The following is a 16,511-nucleotide window of genomic DNA, read 5'->3' on the forward strand; positions in this document are numbered from 1 at the left end:
TGCGGCCCTGCGTGCCGGCGAGATCGGCGGCGCCGGCCTGGACACCTTCGAGCAGGAGCCGCCGGCCGCCGACAGCGAGCTGTGGGCACTGGGCAACCTGGTCGCCACCCCGCACGTGGGCGCCAATACTCAGGAGTCGCAGGACCGCGTGGGCCTGCTGGCGGTGCAGCAGATCGTCGCGCAATGGGCTGGTGAGGCATTGGAGCCACGTTGCGTGGTCAACCGCCACCTGTTGCCAGGTGCCTGAGCTGATATGAGCCAGCCTGAGTTGGCTGGTTAGTGCCCAGGTATCTCGTCGCACACTGAGCGCCGCCTGCGTGCGGCGCTCGCTATTCCCACAATAAAAACCAGGGAAGCTCATGAAATCGTTGCTTGCGAGGGTTGCGTCTCGCCACGTTGTTTTTTCAGTTATTGCCTTGCTGACGCCTGTGCTGCTGCCTGCAGCCCAGGCCGATGACTACCCGAGCCGGGCCATCTCGCTGATCGTGCCCTATGGTGCGGGCGGCACCACGGACATCTCCGCGCGCCGTCTGGCCGCGCTGGCCGAACCGCTGCTGGGCCAGCCGGTGGTGGTGGAGAACCGTCCCGGTGGCGGTGGCATCAATGCCATGCGCGCGCTGGCGGCAGGCAAGGCCGACGGCTACGCGCTGATCGCCACCACCTCGTCGCCGCTGTTCGTGACCCCGGCTCTGCGCCCGGTGGGGTATGACCCGATTGCCGACTTCACCTCGCTGCTCAACTATTCCGGCCCCTATCACGGGGTGCTGGTGCGTGCCGACAGCCCCTATCACTCGCTGGACGAGCTGATCAACGCGGCGGCTGCCGGCAAGCGCCTGACCTACGGCACCGCCGGCGCCCTCAGTGGTCCGCGCCTGACCTTCACCGCACTGGCGCGCAAGACCCGTGCCGACCTGCAGCACGTGCCGTTCAACAGTGCCTCCGCGGTTACCGCGGCGCTGCTCGGCGGGCATATCGACATCGCCCTGGTGCCGGCCTACCGCGACCTGGTGCGCGGCGAGCGCCTGCGTCTGCTCGGTGTGCTCGACGACAGCCGCGACCCGGACTTCCCGCAGGCGCCGACCCTCAGCGACGCCGGCTACGCCCTCGAATTCCCCTCCATCGTCGGCCTGATGCTGCCGCGCGGCGTGCCGGCCGAACGTGCCGAACGCCTGCGTGCGGCGTTCGCCGAGGCGGCGGCGTCGGATTCCTTCGCCCGTGACATGGACAAGCTCAGCCAGCCGGTACGGATCATGTCCGGGGCGCAGATGGATGAGGTGATCGAGCGCAATCTGGCGGTCTACCGCAACCTGGCCGAGGAGCTCAAACGATGAGTGCCAAGCTGTCCGCCGGCGCCGCCGGCAAACCCCGTTTCGGCCTGCAGAGCCTGACGGCCACGGTCATCCTGCTGCTGGCCCTGGGCGGCCTGTTCAGCCTGCAGAGCCAGGTGCTGGTGTTCGACTTCGGCGACAGCGGCCCGGATGCGCGCTTCTTCCCGCGGCTGATCCTCGGCCTGCTGGCGCTGGCCGCCGGGCTGCGCCTGTGGCTGCAGCGCAACACGCTGGAAGATGCGCCCGGTGCCGCGCTGGACTGGGGCCGCGTGCTGCTGATCGGCCTGCTCATCGCCGCCGCCGTGCTGGCCATGGATGCGCTGGGCTTTCTGCTCTGCGCGGCAGCGGTCGGCGTGCTGCTGGCCGTGGTGCTGGGTGAGCGGCGCCTGCTGCTCGGCCTGCTGCTGCCGCTGGCGGTGGCCGTGCTGGTCACCCTGGGCGCGCGCTACGCGCTGAACATTCCGCTCCCCTGACTGCCGGAACCTGCCATGTTTCTCGAAGCCTTTTACGCATTGTTCGACCTCTGGGTGCTGGTGGCGGCCGTCTGCGGCGTCGTCGCCGGCATCATCATTGGCGCCATCCCGGGCCTGGGCCCGACCATGGCCATCGCCCTGCTGATTCCGGTGACCTTCAGCATGTCGCCGATCCCGGCGATCATCCTCCTGCTGGGGGTCTACCAGGGCGCCATCTTCGGCGGCTCGATCTCCGCCATCCTGCTCAACGTGCCCGGCACGCCGTCCTCGGCGGCCACCGTGCTCGACGGCCACGCCATGGCGCGCCAGGGCCGCGCCGGCGAGGCGCTGCGCGTGGCGCTGTACTCCAGCGTGTTCGGCAACCTGTTCAGCTGCGTGGTGCTGATCCTGCTGGCGCAGCCGCTGGCCGCCTTCGCCCTGGACTTCGGCCCGGCGCAGATGGCCGCGCTGATGTTCTTCGCGCTGTCGATCATCGTCCTCTTCGGCGGTGGCTCGAAACTCGACTCGGCGATCATGGTGCTGGTCGGCATCGCCGCCGGCATCGTCGGCCTCGACCCCATCGAAGGCCTGCCGCGCTTCACCTTCGGCAGCTTCTCGGCCGAGGACGGCCTGCAGCTGATTCCGGTGCTGATCGGCCTGTTCGCCATGTCCGAGGTGCTGCAGCAGGTCTTCGACCGTCGCCGTGGCGAGCACCCGGAAGCCGATCCGGTGCCGGTGGACAGTGGCAAGGTGGGCTTCCTGGCCATGTGGCGGATGCGCAGCACGCTGCTGCTGTCGTCGCTGATCGGCACCTTCGTCGGCATCCTGCCGGGCATCGGCTCCACCGTGCCGGCCTTCGTCAGCTACAACCTGGCGCGCTCGCGTTCGCCGCGCAAGGACGCCTTCGGCAAGGGCGAGGCCGAAGGTGTGGCCGCGCCGGAAGCGGCCAACAACGCGGTGACCGGCGGCGCGCTGGTGCCGATGCTGGCGCTGGGCATTCCCGGTGACGCGGTGACGGCGGTGATCCTCGGCGCCTTCATGCTGCAGGGCCTGACCCCCGGGCCGTTCCTGTTCCGCGACCACGGCGTGGAGATCTACGCGATCTTCCAGGCGCTGATCCTGCTGTCGATTCCCTGCGTGATCTTCGGTCTGGCGATGTTCCGCGGGGCGGTCCACGTGATCCGCATCCAGGCGCGTCACCTCTATCCGCTGATTACCATCCTCGCCCTGTTCGGCGCGTATTCGGTGAACAACAACCTGTTCGACGTCGGCGTCATGCTCGCCGCCGGCGGTGTCGGCTTCGCCCTGCGCCGCGCCGGCTTCCCGCTGCCGCCGCTGCTGATCGGCCTGATCCTCGGCCAGCCGCTGGAGCAGAGCCTGCGCCAGGCGCTGCTGGCCAGTGGCGGCAGTGCCGACATCTTCCTCAACTCGCCCATCGTGCTGGCACTGCTCGGGGTCACCCTGCTGTGCATGCTCGGGGCCGCCTGGCAGCATCAGCGCCAGGCCCGTCGCGGAGTCTGACCATGTCGCAGCCAGGCGCAGCGCCACTGTGCGATTGCCATATCCATGTGTTCGCCCCGGGCCGGCATTACCCCGGGGCCAGCTACCAGCCGCCGGGCAAGAGCATCGCGGCCTTCCGTGAGGAGGCGCAGGTTCCCGACATGGGCCGGGCGGTGCTGGTGCAGGCGTCGATCGATGGCACCGACAACAGCCACCTGCTCGAGGTGCTGCGCAGCAGCACCGACCTCGAACTGCGCGGCGTGGTGATGATCGACGAAGACACGGGCAATCTCGCCGAACTGGCGGCGGCCGGCGTGCGCGGCATCCGCATTCAGGACCGCACCCGCCTGGGCATCAACGACCTGCCGCGGCTGCCGGCGCTGGCCGCGCGGGCGGCCGAGCAGGACTGGCACGTCGAGCTCAATACCGAGCCGCAGCGCTACGCCGCGCTGCAGGCGCAGCTCGGGCGGCTGCCGGCAGGGCAGGCGCTGGTGCTCGACCACTGCGGCCAGATCGACCCGGCCAGCGCCGACGATCTGGCCGGCCTCAGCCGCCTGCTCGACAGCGGGCGGGTGTGGGTCAAGCTGGCGCCGACCCGGGTCAGCCGCCAGCCCGGCCGCTACGATGATCTCGCCCCGGCGCTGCGTCATCTGCTCGGGCAATACCGCGAGCGCTGCCTGTGGGGCAGCGACTGGCCGCACGTGATGACCGCCGAGCCGCTGCCGCAGTCGGCCGACATGCTGGCGTTGCTGCGCCGCGAGCTGGACAGCGCGCAGCTGCAGGCCTGCCTGGTGGACAACCCGGCTCTGCTGTATCGCTTCTGATGTCGGAAATATTGGAACGACGTTTCCATTTGTCGGATTTATGAGTTCGGGTTTTTAGTGGTGCGCATATGTCCACGGTCGCCCTTTCCCCGGGTTTCGCTGCGTCATAGCCAGGATCTATAGGATGTGGCGCTTTGCTTTAGGCAGTGCGGCGGTTTTCCGCAGTTTGCCTGGCAGCGCGGTCATGAAATGAAACTCTAACGCTAATATTGAAATGACGTTTCTATATGCTAGGCTTCAGCCATTCGCGGCAGGCCCGGCCTGCCTCTGGTGAACTAGAACAACAAGGTCCGCACCATGAGTCGAAGCATCTCCCAGTCGGGCGCCTGGGCGCGCCCTGGCCTCCTGTCCGTTGGCGCCATCGCGCCGGACTTTGCGCCTCTCCCTGCATCATCCGCTGCGCTGCGGCGCAGCCTGTGCCTGCCGCTGCCCGGCCGGCGCCTGCCTACTCCAGTTTGACTGCCTGACCGGCTGCCTGCCGGTCGTCAAAACGGCGCGCCCGTTTTTTACGGGCGCGCCCCTGTGTAGAAAAAGGGCCAAGGCAGCAGCTGCCGCGGCTATCAGGAAGCCCCAACGAGGATCGCCCCCATGATCGGCAAAATCACAAGAAAGCTAACTGCCAGTGCCCTTTTCGCCCTGGCCATGTCGACTCTCCCGGCTCACGCGGATGACTATCCGCAGGGCAACATCGATTTCATCGTGCCGTTCCCGCCAGGCGGTGGCACCGATATCTCGGCCCGCCAGCTGACCCAGCAGATCGCCGAAAGCACCGGCTGGACCTTCGTCGTCGAGAACCGTCCGGGCGCCGGCGGCAACATCGGCCTGGCGCAGCTGGCCCGGGCCAAGGCTGATGGCCTCAACCTGGCGATCGGCCAGACCTCCAACCTGGCGGTCAATCCGAGCCTGTACAAGGACATCCCCTACGACCCGCTGAAGGACTTCCGCCAGATCGCGGTGATCTCCACGCAGCCGATGGTCATCGTTACCCGCAGCGATTCGCCGATCAAGGATCTGCCCAGCTTCCTCGCCGAAGCCAAGGCCGAGCCGGGCCGCCTGCTGTTCGGCACCCCGGGTTCGGGCACCGTCGCCCACCTGTCGCTGGAGCTGCTGCAGAGCAAGGCCGGCATCGAGCTGACCCACGTGCCGTACCCGGGCATCGCCCAGGCCATCAGTGACGTGATGGGCGGCGTGGTCGACGTCTACATCGGCAGCATGCCCAGCGTCCTGCCGCACATCCGCGCCGGCTCGCTGCGTCCGCTGGCCGTCACCTCGGCGCAGCGCAGCCCGATTCTGGCCGACGTGCCGACCGTGGCCGAAAGCGGCTACGCCGGCTTCGAGACCGCCGACTGGAAAGCCGTGGTCGGCCCCGCCGGGCTCTCCGACGAGCGCGTTGCCCAGCTCAACCAGGTGATCAACGAAGCCCTGCGTTCGGACAAGGTGCGCAAGGCCATGGAAGCCGAAGGCAGCACCGTGCTCAACGAAGACAGCGCCTACTTCAGCACCCTGCTGGGTCAGGAGATCGAGCGCTGGCGTGAAGTGATCAAGGTTTCCGGCGCCACCGTCAACTAAGGCTGCAGTTGCCGGGCGCGGCCTGCGCGGCGCCCGGCCTTTCGAGGAATTCGCAATGTCCCAGCGTAACTATCAGGACGCCATCAGCGGCCTGCTGATTGCGGTGTTCGGCGTGGTGGTCGCGCTCTACGCGGTCAACCACTACAGCATCGGCAGCATCCAGCGCATGGGCCCGGGCATGTTCCCGGTGGCCATGGGCAGCACCCTGGGTGTGCTCGGTGCACTGCTGGCCCTGTTTGCCTGGCTGCGCCCGGGCCAGCGTGAAGGCATGCCGGTGCAATGGCGCCCGGCGCTGCTGGTGCTGGGCGCCATCGGCTTCTTTGCCGTGGTGGTGACCTTCTCCGGGCTGATCCCGGCGGTGCTTGGCGTGGTGCTGATTTCCGCCATGGCCGACCGCAAGACCCGGGCAAAACAGGCGTTGCTGCTCAGCGCCGCGCTGGCCCTGCTGGCCTACCTGATCTTCCAGCTCGCGCTGGATATGAATTTCGACCTGTTCTGATAGGTGCCGGAATGTCCTTCGTCGACAATCTGCTGATCGGCATGGAGACCGCCTTCTCCTGGTACAACCTGTTCTACTGCTTCGTCGGGGTGTTCATGGGCACCCTGCTCGGGGTGATCCCCGGCATCGGCGTGCTGGCGGCCATCTCCATGCTGTTCCCGATGACCTTCCACCTGGAGCCCACCGCCGCGCTGATCATGCTCGCCGGCATCTGGTACGGCACCAGCTACGGCGGCAGCACCGCGTCGATCCTGCTCAACGTGCCGGGCACGCCGTCCAGCGCGGTGACCTGCCTCGACGGCTACCCGATGGCCCAGCAGGGCCGCGGCGGCGTGGCCCTGCTGATGACCACCGTGGCGTCGTTCTTCGGCGGCTCGTTCGGCATCATCCTGCTGATGAGCCTGGCCTCGACCATCAGCCGCTACGCCCTGAGCTTCTCCTCGGCGGAGTACTTCGCGCTGATGCTGCTGGGCCTGGTGGCGGCCTCCAACATCTCCGGCGGCTCGCTGCTCAAGGGCCTGATCATGGTGGCCTTCGGCATCCTCTTCGGCACCGTCGGCAGTGACATCTATACCGGTACCCGGCGCTTCGACTTCGGCGTGCTGGACCTGGCCGACGGCATCAACCTGGTCGCCCTGGCCATGGGCCTGTTCGGCGTGGCCGAGGTGATCGCCAGCATCGGCAAGGTGGATGGCGGCCAGGTCGACCGCAGCTCGCTGAGCCTGGCGGCGATGAAGCCGACCCGTGACGACCTCAAGCGCTCCTGGTGGCCGATGCTGCGCGGTTCCAGCATCGGTTCGTTCTTCGGCACCCTGCCGGGCACCGGTCCGTCGATTGCGGCGTTCCTCGCCTACGCCACCGAGCGCCGCCTGGCGCGCGATCCGAACCGCTTCGGCAAGGGGGCGATCGAGGGCATCGTCGCCCCGGAATCGGCCAACAACGCCGCCGACCAGACCGCCTTCATCCCCACCCTGGCGCTGGGCATCCCCGGCAGTGCGACCATGGCGCTGATGCTCGGCGCGCTGATGATCCACGGCATCGCCCCCGGCCCGCAGCTGATGACCGACCAGCCCTCGCTGTTCTGGGGCCTGGTGATCAGCTTCTGGATCGGCAACCTGCTGCTGGTGATCCTCAACGTGCCGCTGATCGGCCTCTGGGTACGCCTGCTGATGGTGCCGTACCACCTGCTGTTCCCGGCGGTGCTGATGTTCGTCTGCATCGGCACCTACAGCGTCAACCACAGCGCCTTCGACGTGCTGGTGGTGACCCTGTTCGGCGCCTTCGGCTACGCCATGCGCGTGCTCGGCTTCCCCGCCGCGCCGCTGCTGCTGGGCTTCGTCCTCGGACCGATGATGGAGGAACACTTCCGCCGCGCCATGCTGCTGTCGCGGGGTGACTTCATGACCTTCGTCGAGCGCCCGATCAGCGCCACCGTGCTGGCGCTCACCGCGCTGGTGCTGCTGCTCGGTCTGCGGCCGCTGCTGCGCGCCTGGCGCAAGCCGGCGCTGAGCTGAGGCGCGGTTGTGCCCTGAGCCGCTGGCGGCTCAGGGTCTGGCCGGGCGCAAGGCCCGGCTGGTTTCTGCAGTAGCCTGCTGACTGCAACGACACTGGGTGGATGCATGTCAGGGCTGCTGCTTGTTTGCATCACCACGGGTTTCAGGCATTCCTTTGTCCGGAATACCCGTGTCTTTGTCATTTAAATAGTGTTGATGTGATGTCTGGATGAGGGCTACCGTACGCAGGCTTATCGCTGAGCGGCAGTTGTCCACATTTCAGGAGATCCGCATGCACGACTCTACCGATGCCACCTCGGGTCTTCAGGCCCTGCAAGCATTGATTCGCGGCGAGCTGCCAGCGCCGTCCATTGGCGAGACAATGGGCATCCACGCGGTGCAGGTCGAGCCGGGGAGCATCATCCTGGAAGGTCGCCCGGATGACCGCCACCTCAATCCGGTTGGCGCCGTGCATGGTGGTTTCGCAGCGACTTGCCTGGACGGTGCCGCGGCGCTGGCGTTGTTCTCCACTCTGGAGGCGGACGTGCCGCACTCGACGGTGGACCTCAACGTCAAGTACGTGCGCCCGTTGCGTCCAGGCGAGGTTTATCAGGTACGCGGTTGGGTCGTCGAGCGTACGCGCAGCCTGGCGATCTGCGATGCGCAGATCGTCGATAGGCAGGGCAAGCTGTGCGCCAAGGCCACCACCACCTTCGTTATCGGAGTGGCCAAGGCATGAGGGAGCTCATCGTTCAGGGGGGCTGGAGCCGAGCGGCCGGATCTGCTGCATAGCGGCTGTTGCGACCCCTTGCTGCTCAACCTGCAGATAGTCGGCTAGGAAGAGGCGCCGCAGGCACTGATTCAGCCGCTGACCAAGTGCGTCATGGTGCGCGAGCACATCACCTGAAGCCGCTCAGTTGAGATGCTCGGCAAGCGCCCGCATCACCTGGCGCCAGGCGTTCTGGCCGTCGGCATCGGTATTGCCCAGGGCTTCGCGCAGGGTGCGCCGCTCCAGTTCGGTGGCTTCGGCTTCCAACGCCGTACCTGCTTCGCTCAGGGCCAGCAGCTTGAAGCGATGCCTGCCTGGTTCGCGGCTGTACTGCACCAGACTCTGCTCGAACAGATGGGACAGCGGACGATGCAGCGCCTGGTTGCTGACGCCCAGGGTAGCGGCCAGTTCGCCGATGCTGATTGCATCGGCACGAGCGATCACATACAGAATGCGGTGGTGAACACGGGAAAGCCCCTGTGCTTCGAGAAAACGGTCGGCCTCCACCGTCAGGCCGCGGAAGCCAAAATGCAGAAGCTCCAGGCCATGGTCCAGCGGGTCCAGTGATTTCAGGTGAACGGACGCGGTGTTGATCTTTTTCTCGATGACCATGGAAACATTCATAGCGGTTGAAGAAAGTGCAGACTAAGACTTCGAGCGCTTTTTCCACAATAAAGAGGAGCATGCCCATGCAACTGATCTATGCCGCCGCTTCCCCCTTCGCCCGCAAGGTCCGCGTACTGGCTGCCGAAACCGGGCTGCTCGCCAGTATCGAGATGATCGACACCGCCGTGCTGCCAACCACGCTCAATGAACGTGTCAATCTGGCCAATCCGCTGGGCAAGATTCCAGTGCTGCTACTGGATGATGGTGAGTCGCTGTATGACAGCCGGGTGATCTGTGAGTACCTCGACACATTGCATCAGGGACCGAAGCTACTGCCGGGCGATGGCGAGCGTTGGCCGGTGTTGCGTCTGGCTGCGTTGGCCGATGGCCTCATGGAGGCAGCCTTGTTGGCGCGCTACGAGAAAGCTGTGCGCGAGCCACAGCAGCAATCGCAGGCCTGGCTCGAGGGGCAGTTGGGCAAGGTGCGTCGTGCATTGGCTGAGCTTGAGCGCCAGTCCGCGCAACTGCACGGCCCGCTCGATCTTGCTCAGATCGGCGTCGCCTGCGCCTTGGGGTACCTCGACTTCCGTTTTGCCGAGATTGACTGGCGTGCCGCGCATCCAGCGCTGCGAGATTTTCAGCAAACCTTCGCCCAACGCGGCTCGATGCTTGCAACTGCTCCGTCCTGAAAACGAACGCCTGGCAAGGGTGCCGCTGGCAATCGCTGCTACGCTTTTCTGGCGGCAGAATTACGACCGTTTGTCGGCTGAGTGAATGGAGCAAAGACTTAATCCCGACTTCGTCATGATTTTGGCGATATCTCGCACTAGATCTTTGTGGTTGATATCAAAAGGCTTCTGCTTGTGTGATCTTTGTCACATTAGATATTGACGTTAATTTGACTTGTTTCCCGTTCGTCCGTTTTGAGGTCTGGCAATTCATCAAAAAATTGACATATCTATAGTTGGGCTGATTCAATGTGCAGGCTTTTTGATGTCACGCTTCTGCTTGGCTCATCTCTTTTGAGGGCCGGTTTTTGAAGTGATGGGGGAAGCCTCGCCAGGGGGCTTTTATCAAGCAGTAAGCGCGCAAGCGCTTTTCAACGCAGTGGGTCATGCAGGTGAAGTCCTCAAAGGGAATTGCCAGGCTTTTCGGCTTGGCCATGGCGTTTTTCGCTTCTACGGCGCTCTCTCAGCCTACAAGTGTCGCCTTTTGGTATGCCGATCAGCCGCCGTTGCCCGAGCTGTCTCAGTTCGAGTGGGTGGTCGTCGAGTCGGGCCATGTGTCTGAAAAGGATCTCGCGTACCTCAAGGGGCAGGGCAGTGAGGTCTTCGCCTATCTGTCGATTGGTGAGTTTGACGGCGACACCGCCAAGGCTGGCCTGAGCGAGGCAGCCAGCACCATCCGGAACGATGCCTGGAACAGTCAGGTGATGAATCTGGAGTCACCGGCATGGCGTGACTACCTGTTCAAGCGTGCCAGTACGCTCCGCCAGCTGGGCTATGACGGCATTTTTCTCGATACCCTGGACAGCTTCCATTTGCAGTCGCAGGACATGCAGGGGGCGCAGCGTGAGGCGCTGAAAAGCCTGCTCGGCGAACTGCATCGGCGTGAACCGAAACTCAAACTGTTCTTCAATCGTGGGTTCGATGTGCTGCCCGAGCTGCAGGGCGTTGCCTCTGCCGTTGCCGTTGAGTCCATCTATGCCGGTTGGGATGCCGCTGGCGGTGGCTATAAAGAAGTTTCGCAGAGTGACCGTGACTGGCTGCTGCCGCAGCTGGAGGCCGTGCGCGCTCAGGGCATCCCTGTGGTGGCGATCGAGTACCTGCCGCCTCAGCAGCGCGAGCAGGCTCGTGAGTTGGCAGCACGCCTGTCGCGTGAAGGCTTCATTCCTTATGTGACCTCGCCTGCGCTGAATGCCGTGGGCATCGGTGGTGTTGAAATCCAGCCCCGGCGTATTGCGCTCGTCTATGACATGCGCGAAGGCGAGGTCGAAGACAACCCAGGACACGTTCATCTGGGTGGGCTGCTCGAGTATCTGGGATACCGAGTCGATTATTGGCCGGCGGACCGCACTCTGCCCCAGCGCCCGCTCAAGGGGCTCTACGCGGGCATCGTGGTATGGATGACCAGCGGCTCGCCGGTGGAGCGTGACTATTTCGAAGAGTGGCTGGGCCAGCGCCTCGATGAGCAGGTGCCGATCGCCTTCATGTCCGGTATGCCAACCGAGAACGACAGCCTTCTCGCTCGCATCGGCATTCGTCCGCGCTCGCAGCCAATTGCCAGCGACGCCGTCCTGCTCTCTCATGACGACAGTCTGATCGGCGCGTTCGAGGCCCCGATCCGAGTGCGCACGCGAGATGTACCGTCGCTGACCGTGATCGACCCCGAGCGCACTCAAGCTGCGCTGTCTTTGCAGAGCGGGGAGCGTGTTTATGTGCCTGTCGCTACCGGTGACTGGGGTGGCTACGCGCTGTCGCCCTATGTGTTCGAGGATGGGCTCGATCACCGACGTTGGGTGCTCGATCCGTTTGCCTTCATTACTCGTGCCTTCAAGCTACCTGCGTTGCCGCGTCCCGACACCACCACCGAAAATGGCCGGCGTATCGCTACCGTGCACTTGGACGGTGACGGCTTCGTTTCCCGTGCGGAAGTTCCCGGCTCGCCTTACTCGGGTATCCAGGTGCTGGATGACTTCATCACGCCTTACCCGTTGCTGACTTCGGTGTCGGTGATCGAGGGTGAGGTGGGGCCGCGCGGCATGTATCCCCATCTTGCCCGCGAGCTGGAGCCCATTGCCCGCAAGATCTTCGCCGACCCCAAGGTCGAAGTAGCCAGCCACACCTTCAGTCACCCGTTCTTCTGGCAACCGGAAAAATCCTCGAAGCAAGATGGGTTCGAGGCGCAGTACGGCTACATGATGGCCATTCCGGGCTACAAGACGTTGGACATGCAGCGTGAGGTGGTTGGCACGCGTGATTACATCAACAAGCGTCTGACCACACCCGAGAAACCGGTGAAGATGATCTTCTGGTCCGGCGACGCCATGCCGAATGCCGAGACCATCAAGCTGGCCTATGAAAGCGGCTTGCCCAACGTCAACGGTGGCAACACGGCGCTGACCAAGGCCTATCCTTCGCTCACCGGGCTCTATCCGCTGATCCGGCCAACTGCGGGCGGGTTGCACTTCTATGCTCCGGTGATCAACGAAAACGTCTACACCAACCTGTGGACGGGGCCTTATTACGGCTTCCGTGACGTCGAGGATACCTTCGCGCTTACCGACAGCCCGCGCCGGCTGCGGGGCTTCCACCTGTATTACCACTTCTATTCAGGTACCAAGCAGGCCTCCATTCGCGCCATGCGTCATACCTACCAGACCATTCTTGACGGTCAGCCGCTGTCGCTGTGGATGAGCGACTACATCAAGCGCGTCGAGGGGCTCTATCGGGCGAGCCTGGCCAAGCGCAGCGATGGTGCCTGGCAGATCAAGGGGCTGATGGGGATGCGCACCCTGCGCCTTGATCCGGCGTTGGGCTGGCCTGATCTCGCTCGTTCCAAAGGTGTTGCTGGCGTGCGCGAAGTGCCACAAGGGCGCTACGTCCACCTGAGCACCGCCGATGCGGTCCTGGCACTGCGCGAGACCCGTGACCCGCGTCCGGCGCTGGAGGAGGCCAACATTCCGCTGACCGACTGGCGCTACCTCGACGACAAGCGCGTAGCGTTTTCCTTCAGTGGCGAGTTCCCCCTGACCTTCAGTGTGCGTTCGGCTGGCGCTTGCCACGTCAACGCGGGTGGTGGGCGTTTCGCGGGTAAACATGACAATGGCGTATGGCACTTCGAGTTGCCGATGAAGCAGGTGAGAGGTGGACAGCTTGTCTGCAACTAAGAAAAGCGTGCCGCGCACACGCCTGCTCAACCCATGGATGATCCTGCTGGTTGCAGGGTTCGTGGTGGCGCTTCTGGTGCTGTCATACAAGAGCGAAGAGGTATTTCTGCCGGATGCGGACGATACCCCCGACGCTGTTGCCATCAGCTACACCGAGCTGCTGATCAAGGCCCACCCCGAGGATGACAAGCTTCGCTTGAGACTGATCGACCAATTGATTCAGGTCGGTGATTTCACTCGTGCCCGCAAGTATCTGGAGGAGCTGCAGGGGCGCTTGCTTTCTGTCACACCCTTTTACTTCGCGATGCTCGACGTGCTGCGTGCCCAGGCCGACCCCGACGGCATCAGCGATGAGCAGCGAGCGGCTCTGGTCGAGGAACTGCGTGCTCTGAAGCTCGCGGATCTCGACAACGGCATGCTGGAGCGTCTGGCGCGCTACTCGTTGGAGATGGGCGGGCTGGATATCGCGGTTGGCGCATACCAGGCGCTGGCGGAGCGCGATAGCGAGCGCCGCGCGCATTGGCTGGGTGAAGCGGCAATCTGGAGCCTGGCCAACAATGACCAGAGCGGCGCGGCGCAGATCTACCAGCAACTGGCAGCGGAAGAAGGTGACCGACTCAAGCGCGCGGAGTATCTGCGCGAAGCTTTCGACGCCCTGCGCGCGGCGAATCAGCCAGAGCAGGCTGCCGAGCTGCTGGCTCAGCACCTGGATGAACTCGATGCCGACCCCGCCTCGCTCGACTGGCTGGCTGCCGGTGTGGATGCTGCCCAGGGCGGCCATCGCTATGACTTGGCAGAAACCTTCATTCAGCGTTGGTTGAGCCTTAAACGAGACGACCCTCGCGCTCTGTCCGCCGACTTCCATCTGAGCCTCGCTTCCGGTGCCATCGATCGCGCCTGGCAGCTGGCGCCCGAGCTGCTGGCGCTGACACCCGACAATTACGAGCTGATGGGCGAGTTGGCGCGACTTGCCGAGTGGACGGGGCATACCCAGCAGGCGTTGAACTACTGGGTGCAGATGCTTGCCGAGCATGAAGATCCGGCGTTGCGTGAGCGGGTATGGCGTTACTCGCTGCAGCTGTTCGATTTCGATCAGGTGGTCAACGCGTTGGCAGCCATCGACCAGCATCGGCAGATGAGCGACCTGGAAGTCGACACGCTGGTCTACAGCCACGAAACCCGGGGCACGCCTGATGAGGCGGAGAGTTGGCTGAGGGCCTATCTGCAGCGTTATCCCAATCATCTGTTCGCCCGCCAGCGTCTGCGCATGCTGCTGGAAAATACCCAGCAGTTCAGGAAGGAAGTGGAACAGTGGAAGATTCTCGCTGAACGCATGCCATTGACGACCAAGGACCGCATTCGCTGGGCCAAGGTGCACTGGAATCTGTTCGAGCCGGATCAGGCGTGGCAGGTCCTGGCCGACGCCGATCCCGCCCAGCTTGATGACCCGGAATTCTGGCAACTGCGTGCCGACCTGGCCTGGCAGCTGGAGCGTGACGAGGACGTGCGGGCATCCTACGAGCGCCTGTTGAGTTTGAACGTGCCGCTGGACCTGGATGACGAAGACCGCCTGGTTCGCCTGTACTGGGATATCGACCCCAAACGCACCCTCCAGCTGCTTATCGACAGCTGGCATCGCACCGGCAGGATGAACCGCCTGGTGGTTGCCCTGCAACTGGCCGAGACTATGCGCGACTGGGATACCCTCAAGGCCCTGCTGGCTGAGGCGGAGAAATCGCCAAACGGACGCGACAATTCGCAGTACTGGATTGCGCGCGCGGCCGTGGTCGCTCAGGAAGGTCAGTTCGACCTGGCGCAGGAATACTACAAACAGGCCCTGGCGCTCTTCCCCGACGACAATCTGGTTCGTCAGCGCATCCTGTGGTTCTACGTCGACAACGCGCAGCGCGATTCGCTGGCTCAACTGCTGCCACAGTGGCGTGCTCTGGCCGTGAACGACAGCCGTTTGTGGCTGCCCTATGCCACTGGCTACATGATGCTCAACAACCCGCAGGAAGCCCTGCGTTGGTTCCGTCAGCATCTGAAGTCGAATCCATCGGACCGTCTGGTACTGGCTGCCTATGCTGACGCCGCAGAAGCGGCAGGCTACGAGGATCTGGCGTGGCGCCTGCGCGGCCAGCTGCTGCGTGACATGGATCTGCAGCGCGTGACCTCGACCCCCGAGGGCTATGCCATGTATCTGCGCCTGCTGGCAGGCTCGCAGGGAACGCTGGCTTCCTTGGCGCAGGCGAAGCGTCAATGGAATGGTGAGCAGGCGACGTTGCAGGTCTGGTTCGAGCATTTCCTCGAGCGACTTGACGCCAGCAACCAGGCTGCTTTGAAGGATGACTGGCTGGCTTGGGGCGCTACGCGCGGCCTGCAGGTGGGCAGTTATGACGAGATTCAGCAGGCGTTACGCAACGACAACCACGCGCAGATGGAGCGTTTGCTGGCGCGTGGCGGTCTGGACGCCGCGCATGAGGTCGAAGTGCTGTCGCGCCTGGGGCACGATGGTGAAGCGCTGGCTGCCGGCCTCAGTGCTCTGGGCGATGACCAGCCTGAATCCATCCGTCAGCAACTGCTCTATCAGACCACCGGGATGCTCGAGCGCTCACCGCAGGGCCTGCAGCTGGGCTGGCACAAGACGGACTTCGGCGATCTGGACCTCAAGGGGCCACGCCTGCAGGTTGCGCGCTATCTCGGCGATGACTGGTACGCTGATCTGCAACTCGAGCAGGGGCGTTATAACAGCCGCAACCTGAACAACTCGGTGCTGGGCAGCGAACGCAACGTCAAACTGGAGACCCGCCGTGAGCTGGACGACGGCGATCTCACGTTGATTCTGGACAGCAGCCTGCGTGACGACGATGACCGCCATGGTCTGGGTATCGAGCGCAGCTGGCGTTTGAGCTCCCGTGATGAGCTGGGGCTTGGTTTCGACTGGCATCGTGAGGTCGAGGATACCGGCCTGCTGCGCGCGCTGAGCATGCGCGACAGCGTTCGCCTCAGAGGCCAGCATGGTTTCTCCGCCCGTGATCAGTTGACCTGGTCCCTGGCGCACAACCGCTACAGTTCCAGAAACGGCGATGATCTTGGCAGTGGCCATAGCGCTTCGCTGGAATGGGGCCACATGGTGTTCTTCGATGACCCATCCTGGTTGCTGCGTTCGGGTGTGGATTATCAGCGCAACAGCGTTCAGAACAGGGTGCCCGATGCTCTGCTGAGTGCCAACGGCGGTGCTTACATCCCGTTTGAGGATGATCCTGAGGCTACGATTCGGGGCGATGAGCTGATGCAGAGCCGCTATGGCCAGCTCTACGTCGCCAGCACCCTGCGCCGCGGCTTCCCTGGCGCACTGAACAGAACCCGTCCGCAGTTCACCTGGATGATCGATACCGTTGCGGGTTGGCAATGGACGGAGCGGCAATTCAATTACGGCATCAATGTTGGCGTCGGCGTCGAGTTGTTTGGAGACGACGAGTTGGCCGTGACCCTCGGTTACCAATCCGCCCCGCGGGGTGGGGAAGGTGATCCTGGTGGTTCGCTTGGTATCACCTACAGCACCCGCTTCGGGCGCTAAGC

General features: G+C 64.2%; 14 protein-coding genes. 12 read left to right on the top strand and 2 right to left on the bottom strand.

Features of this window, described 5'->3' with window-relative positions; genetic code table 11:
- From ACJRW5_RS19490 to ACJRW5_RS19530, 9 genes are all read left to right on the top strand, one after another.
- Window positions 1–247, top strand: a 247-nt coding sequence (locus ACJRW5_RS19490) for an NAD(P)-dependent oxidoreductase (RefSeq protein WP_484572148.1), incomplete at its 5' end; no start/stop codon positions are given.
- A gap of 181 nt (window positions 248–428) precedes the next feature.
- Window positions 429–1,331 carry a tripartite tricarboxylate transporter substrate binding protein gene (locus ACJRW5_RS19495; RefSeq protein WP_484572149.1) on the top strand — a complete coding sequence of 301 codons (903 nt, stop codon included), beginning with the start codon at window positions 429–431 and terminating at the stop codon, window positions 1,329–1,331.
- Window positions 1,328–1,801, top strand: a complete 474-nt coding sequence (locus ACJRW5_RS19500; RefSeq protein ID WP_484572150.1) for a tripartite tricarboxylate transporter TctB family protein — start codon at window positions 1,328–1,330, stop codon at window positions 1,799–1,801. Before ACJRW5_RS19495 ends, ACJRW5_RS19500 begins: the two co-directional genes overlap by 4 nt.
- 15 nt (window positions 1,802–1,816) lie before the next feature.
- Window positions 1,817–3,301, top strand: coding sequence for a tripartite tricarboxylate transporter permease (locus tag ACJRW5_RS19505; protein WP_484572151.1), 1,485 nt, complete (start codon window positions 1,817–1,819; stop codon window positions 3,299–3,301).
- A gap of 2 nt (window positions 3,302–3,303) precedes the next feature.
- Complete coding sequence (locus ACJRW5_RS19510; protein WP_484572152.1) at window positions 3,304–4,104, top strand: amidohydrolase family protein; 801 nt, start codon at window positions 3,304–3,306, stop codon at window positions 4,102–4,104.
- A 588-nt stretch (window positions 4,105–4,692) separates the two neighbouring features.
- Window positions 4,693–5,673 (top strand): Bug family tripartite tricarboxylate transporter substrate binding protein, encoded by a 981-nt coding sequence (locus tag ACJRW5_RS19515; RefSeq protein WP_484572153.1) that lies wholly within the window; start codon window positions 4,693–4,695, stop codon window positions 5,671–5,673.
- A gap of 55 nt (window positions 5,674–5,728) precedes the next feature.
- Complete coding sequence (locus ACJRW5_RS19520; RefSeq protein WP_484572154.1) at window positions 5,729–6,172, top strand: tripartite tricarboxylate transporter TctB family protein; 444 nt, start codon at window positions 5,729–5,731, stop codon at window positions 6,170–6,172.
- 11 nt (window positions 6,173–6,183) lie between these two features.
- On the top strand, window positions 6,184–7,686 hold the full coding sequence (locus tag ACJRW5_RS19525; RefSeq protein ID WP_484572155.1) for a tripartite tricarboxylate transporter permease: 1,503 nt from the start codon (window positions 6,184–6,186) through the stop codon (window positions 7,684–7,686).
- A gap of 271 nt (window positions 7,687–7,957) precedes the next feature.
- Window positions 7,958–8,404 carry a PaaI family thioesterase gene (locus ACJRW5_RS19530; RefSeq protein ID WP_484572156.1) on the top strand — a complete coding sequence of 149 codons (447 nt, stop codon included), beginning with the start codon at window positions 7,958–7,960 and terminating at the stop codon, window positions 8,402–8,404.
- Window positions 8,405–8,578: 174 nt separating this feature from the next.
- Here the strand turns inward: ACJRW5_RS19530 and ACJRW5_RS19535 are convergent, their stop codons facing one another.
- A complete protein-coding gene (locus ACJRW5_RS19535) occupies window positions 8,579–9,046 on the bottom strand; it encodes a MarR family winged helix-turn-helix transcriptional regulator (RefSeq protein ID WP_484572157.1) in 468 nt (155 codons plus the stop codon).
- 77 nt (window positions 9,047–9,123) lie between these two features.
- Here ACJRW5_RS19535 and ACJRW5_RS19540 point away from each other — a divergent pair, with 77 nt between their 5' ends.
- Window positions 9,124–9,729, top strand: a complete 606-nt coding sequence (locus ACJRW5_RS19540) for a glutathione S-transferase N-terminal domain-containing protein (protein ID WP_484572158.1) — start codon at window positions 9,124–9,126, stop codon at window positions 9,727–9,729.
- 307 nt (window positions 9,730–10,036) lie between these two features.
- On the opposite strand, the gene ACJRW5_RS19545 is transcribed toward ACJRW5_RS19540, so the two are convergent.
- Window positions 10,037–10,204, bottom strand: a complete 168-nt coding sequence (locus tag ACJRW5_RS19545) for a hypothetical protein (protein ID WP_484572295.1) — start codon at window positions 10,202–10,204, stop codon at window positions 10,037–10,039.
- Between ACJRW5_RS19545 and ACJRW5_RS19550 the strand changes: the two genes are divergently transcribed.
- Both ACJRW5_RS19550 and ACJRW5_RS19555 read left to right on the top strand, forming a co-directional pair.
- The gene (locus ACJRW5_RS19550) at window positions 10,155–12,929 is read left to right on the top strand and encodes a bifunctional glycoside hydrolase/polysaccharide deacetylase family protein (protein ID WP_484572159.1); all 2,775 of its coding nucleotides are present in this window, start codon (window positions 10,155–10,157) and stop codon (window positions 12,927–12,929) included. The two genes, ACJRW5_RS19545 and ACJRW5_RS19550, sit on opposite strands and share 50 nt — an antisense overlap.
- Window positions 12,907–16,509 (top strand): tetratricopeptide repeat protein, encoded by a 3,603-nt coding sequence (locus tag ACJRW5_RS19555; RefSeq protein WP_484572160.1) that lies wholly within the window; start codon window positions 12,907–12,909, stop codon window positions 16,507–16,509. Before ACJRW5_RS19550 ends, ACJRW5_RS19555 begins: the two co-directional genes overlap by 23 nt.
- Window positions 16,510–16,511 lie beyond the last annotated feature (2 nt).

Source organism: Pseudomonas pichavaramensis (genome assembly GCF_050473265.1).
Taxonomy (GTDB): Bacteria; Pseudomonadota; Gammaproteobacteria; order Pseudomonadales; family Pseudomonadaceae; genus Aquipseudomonas.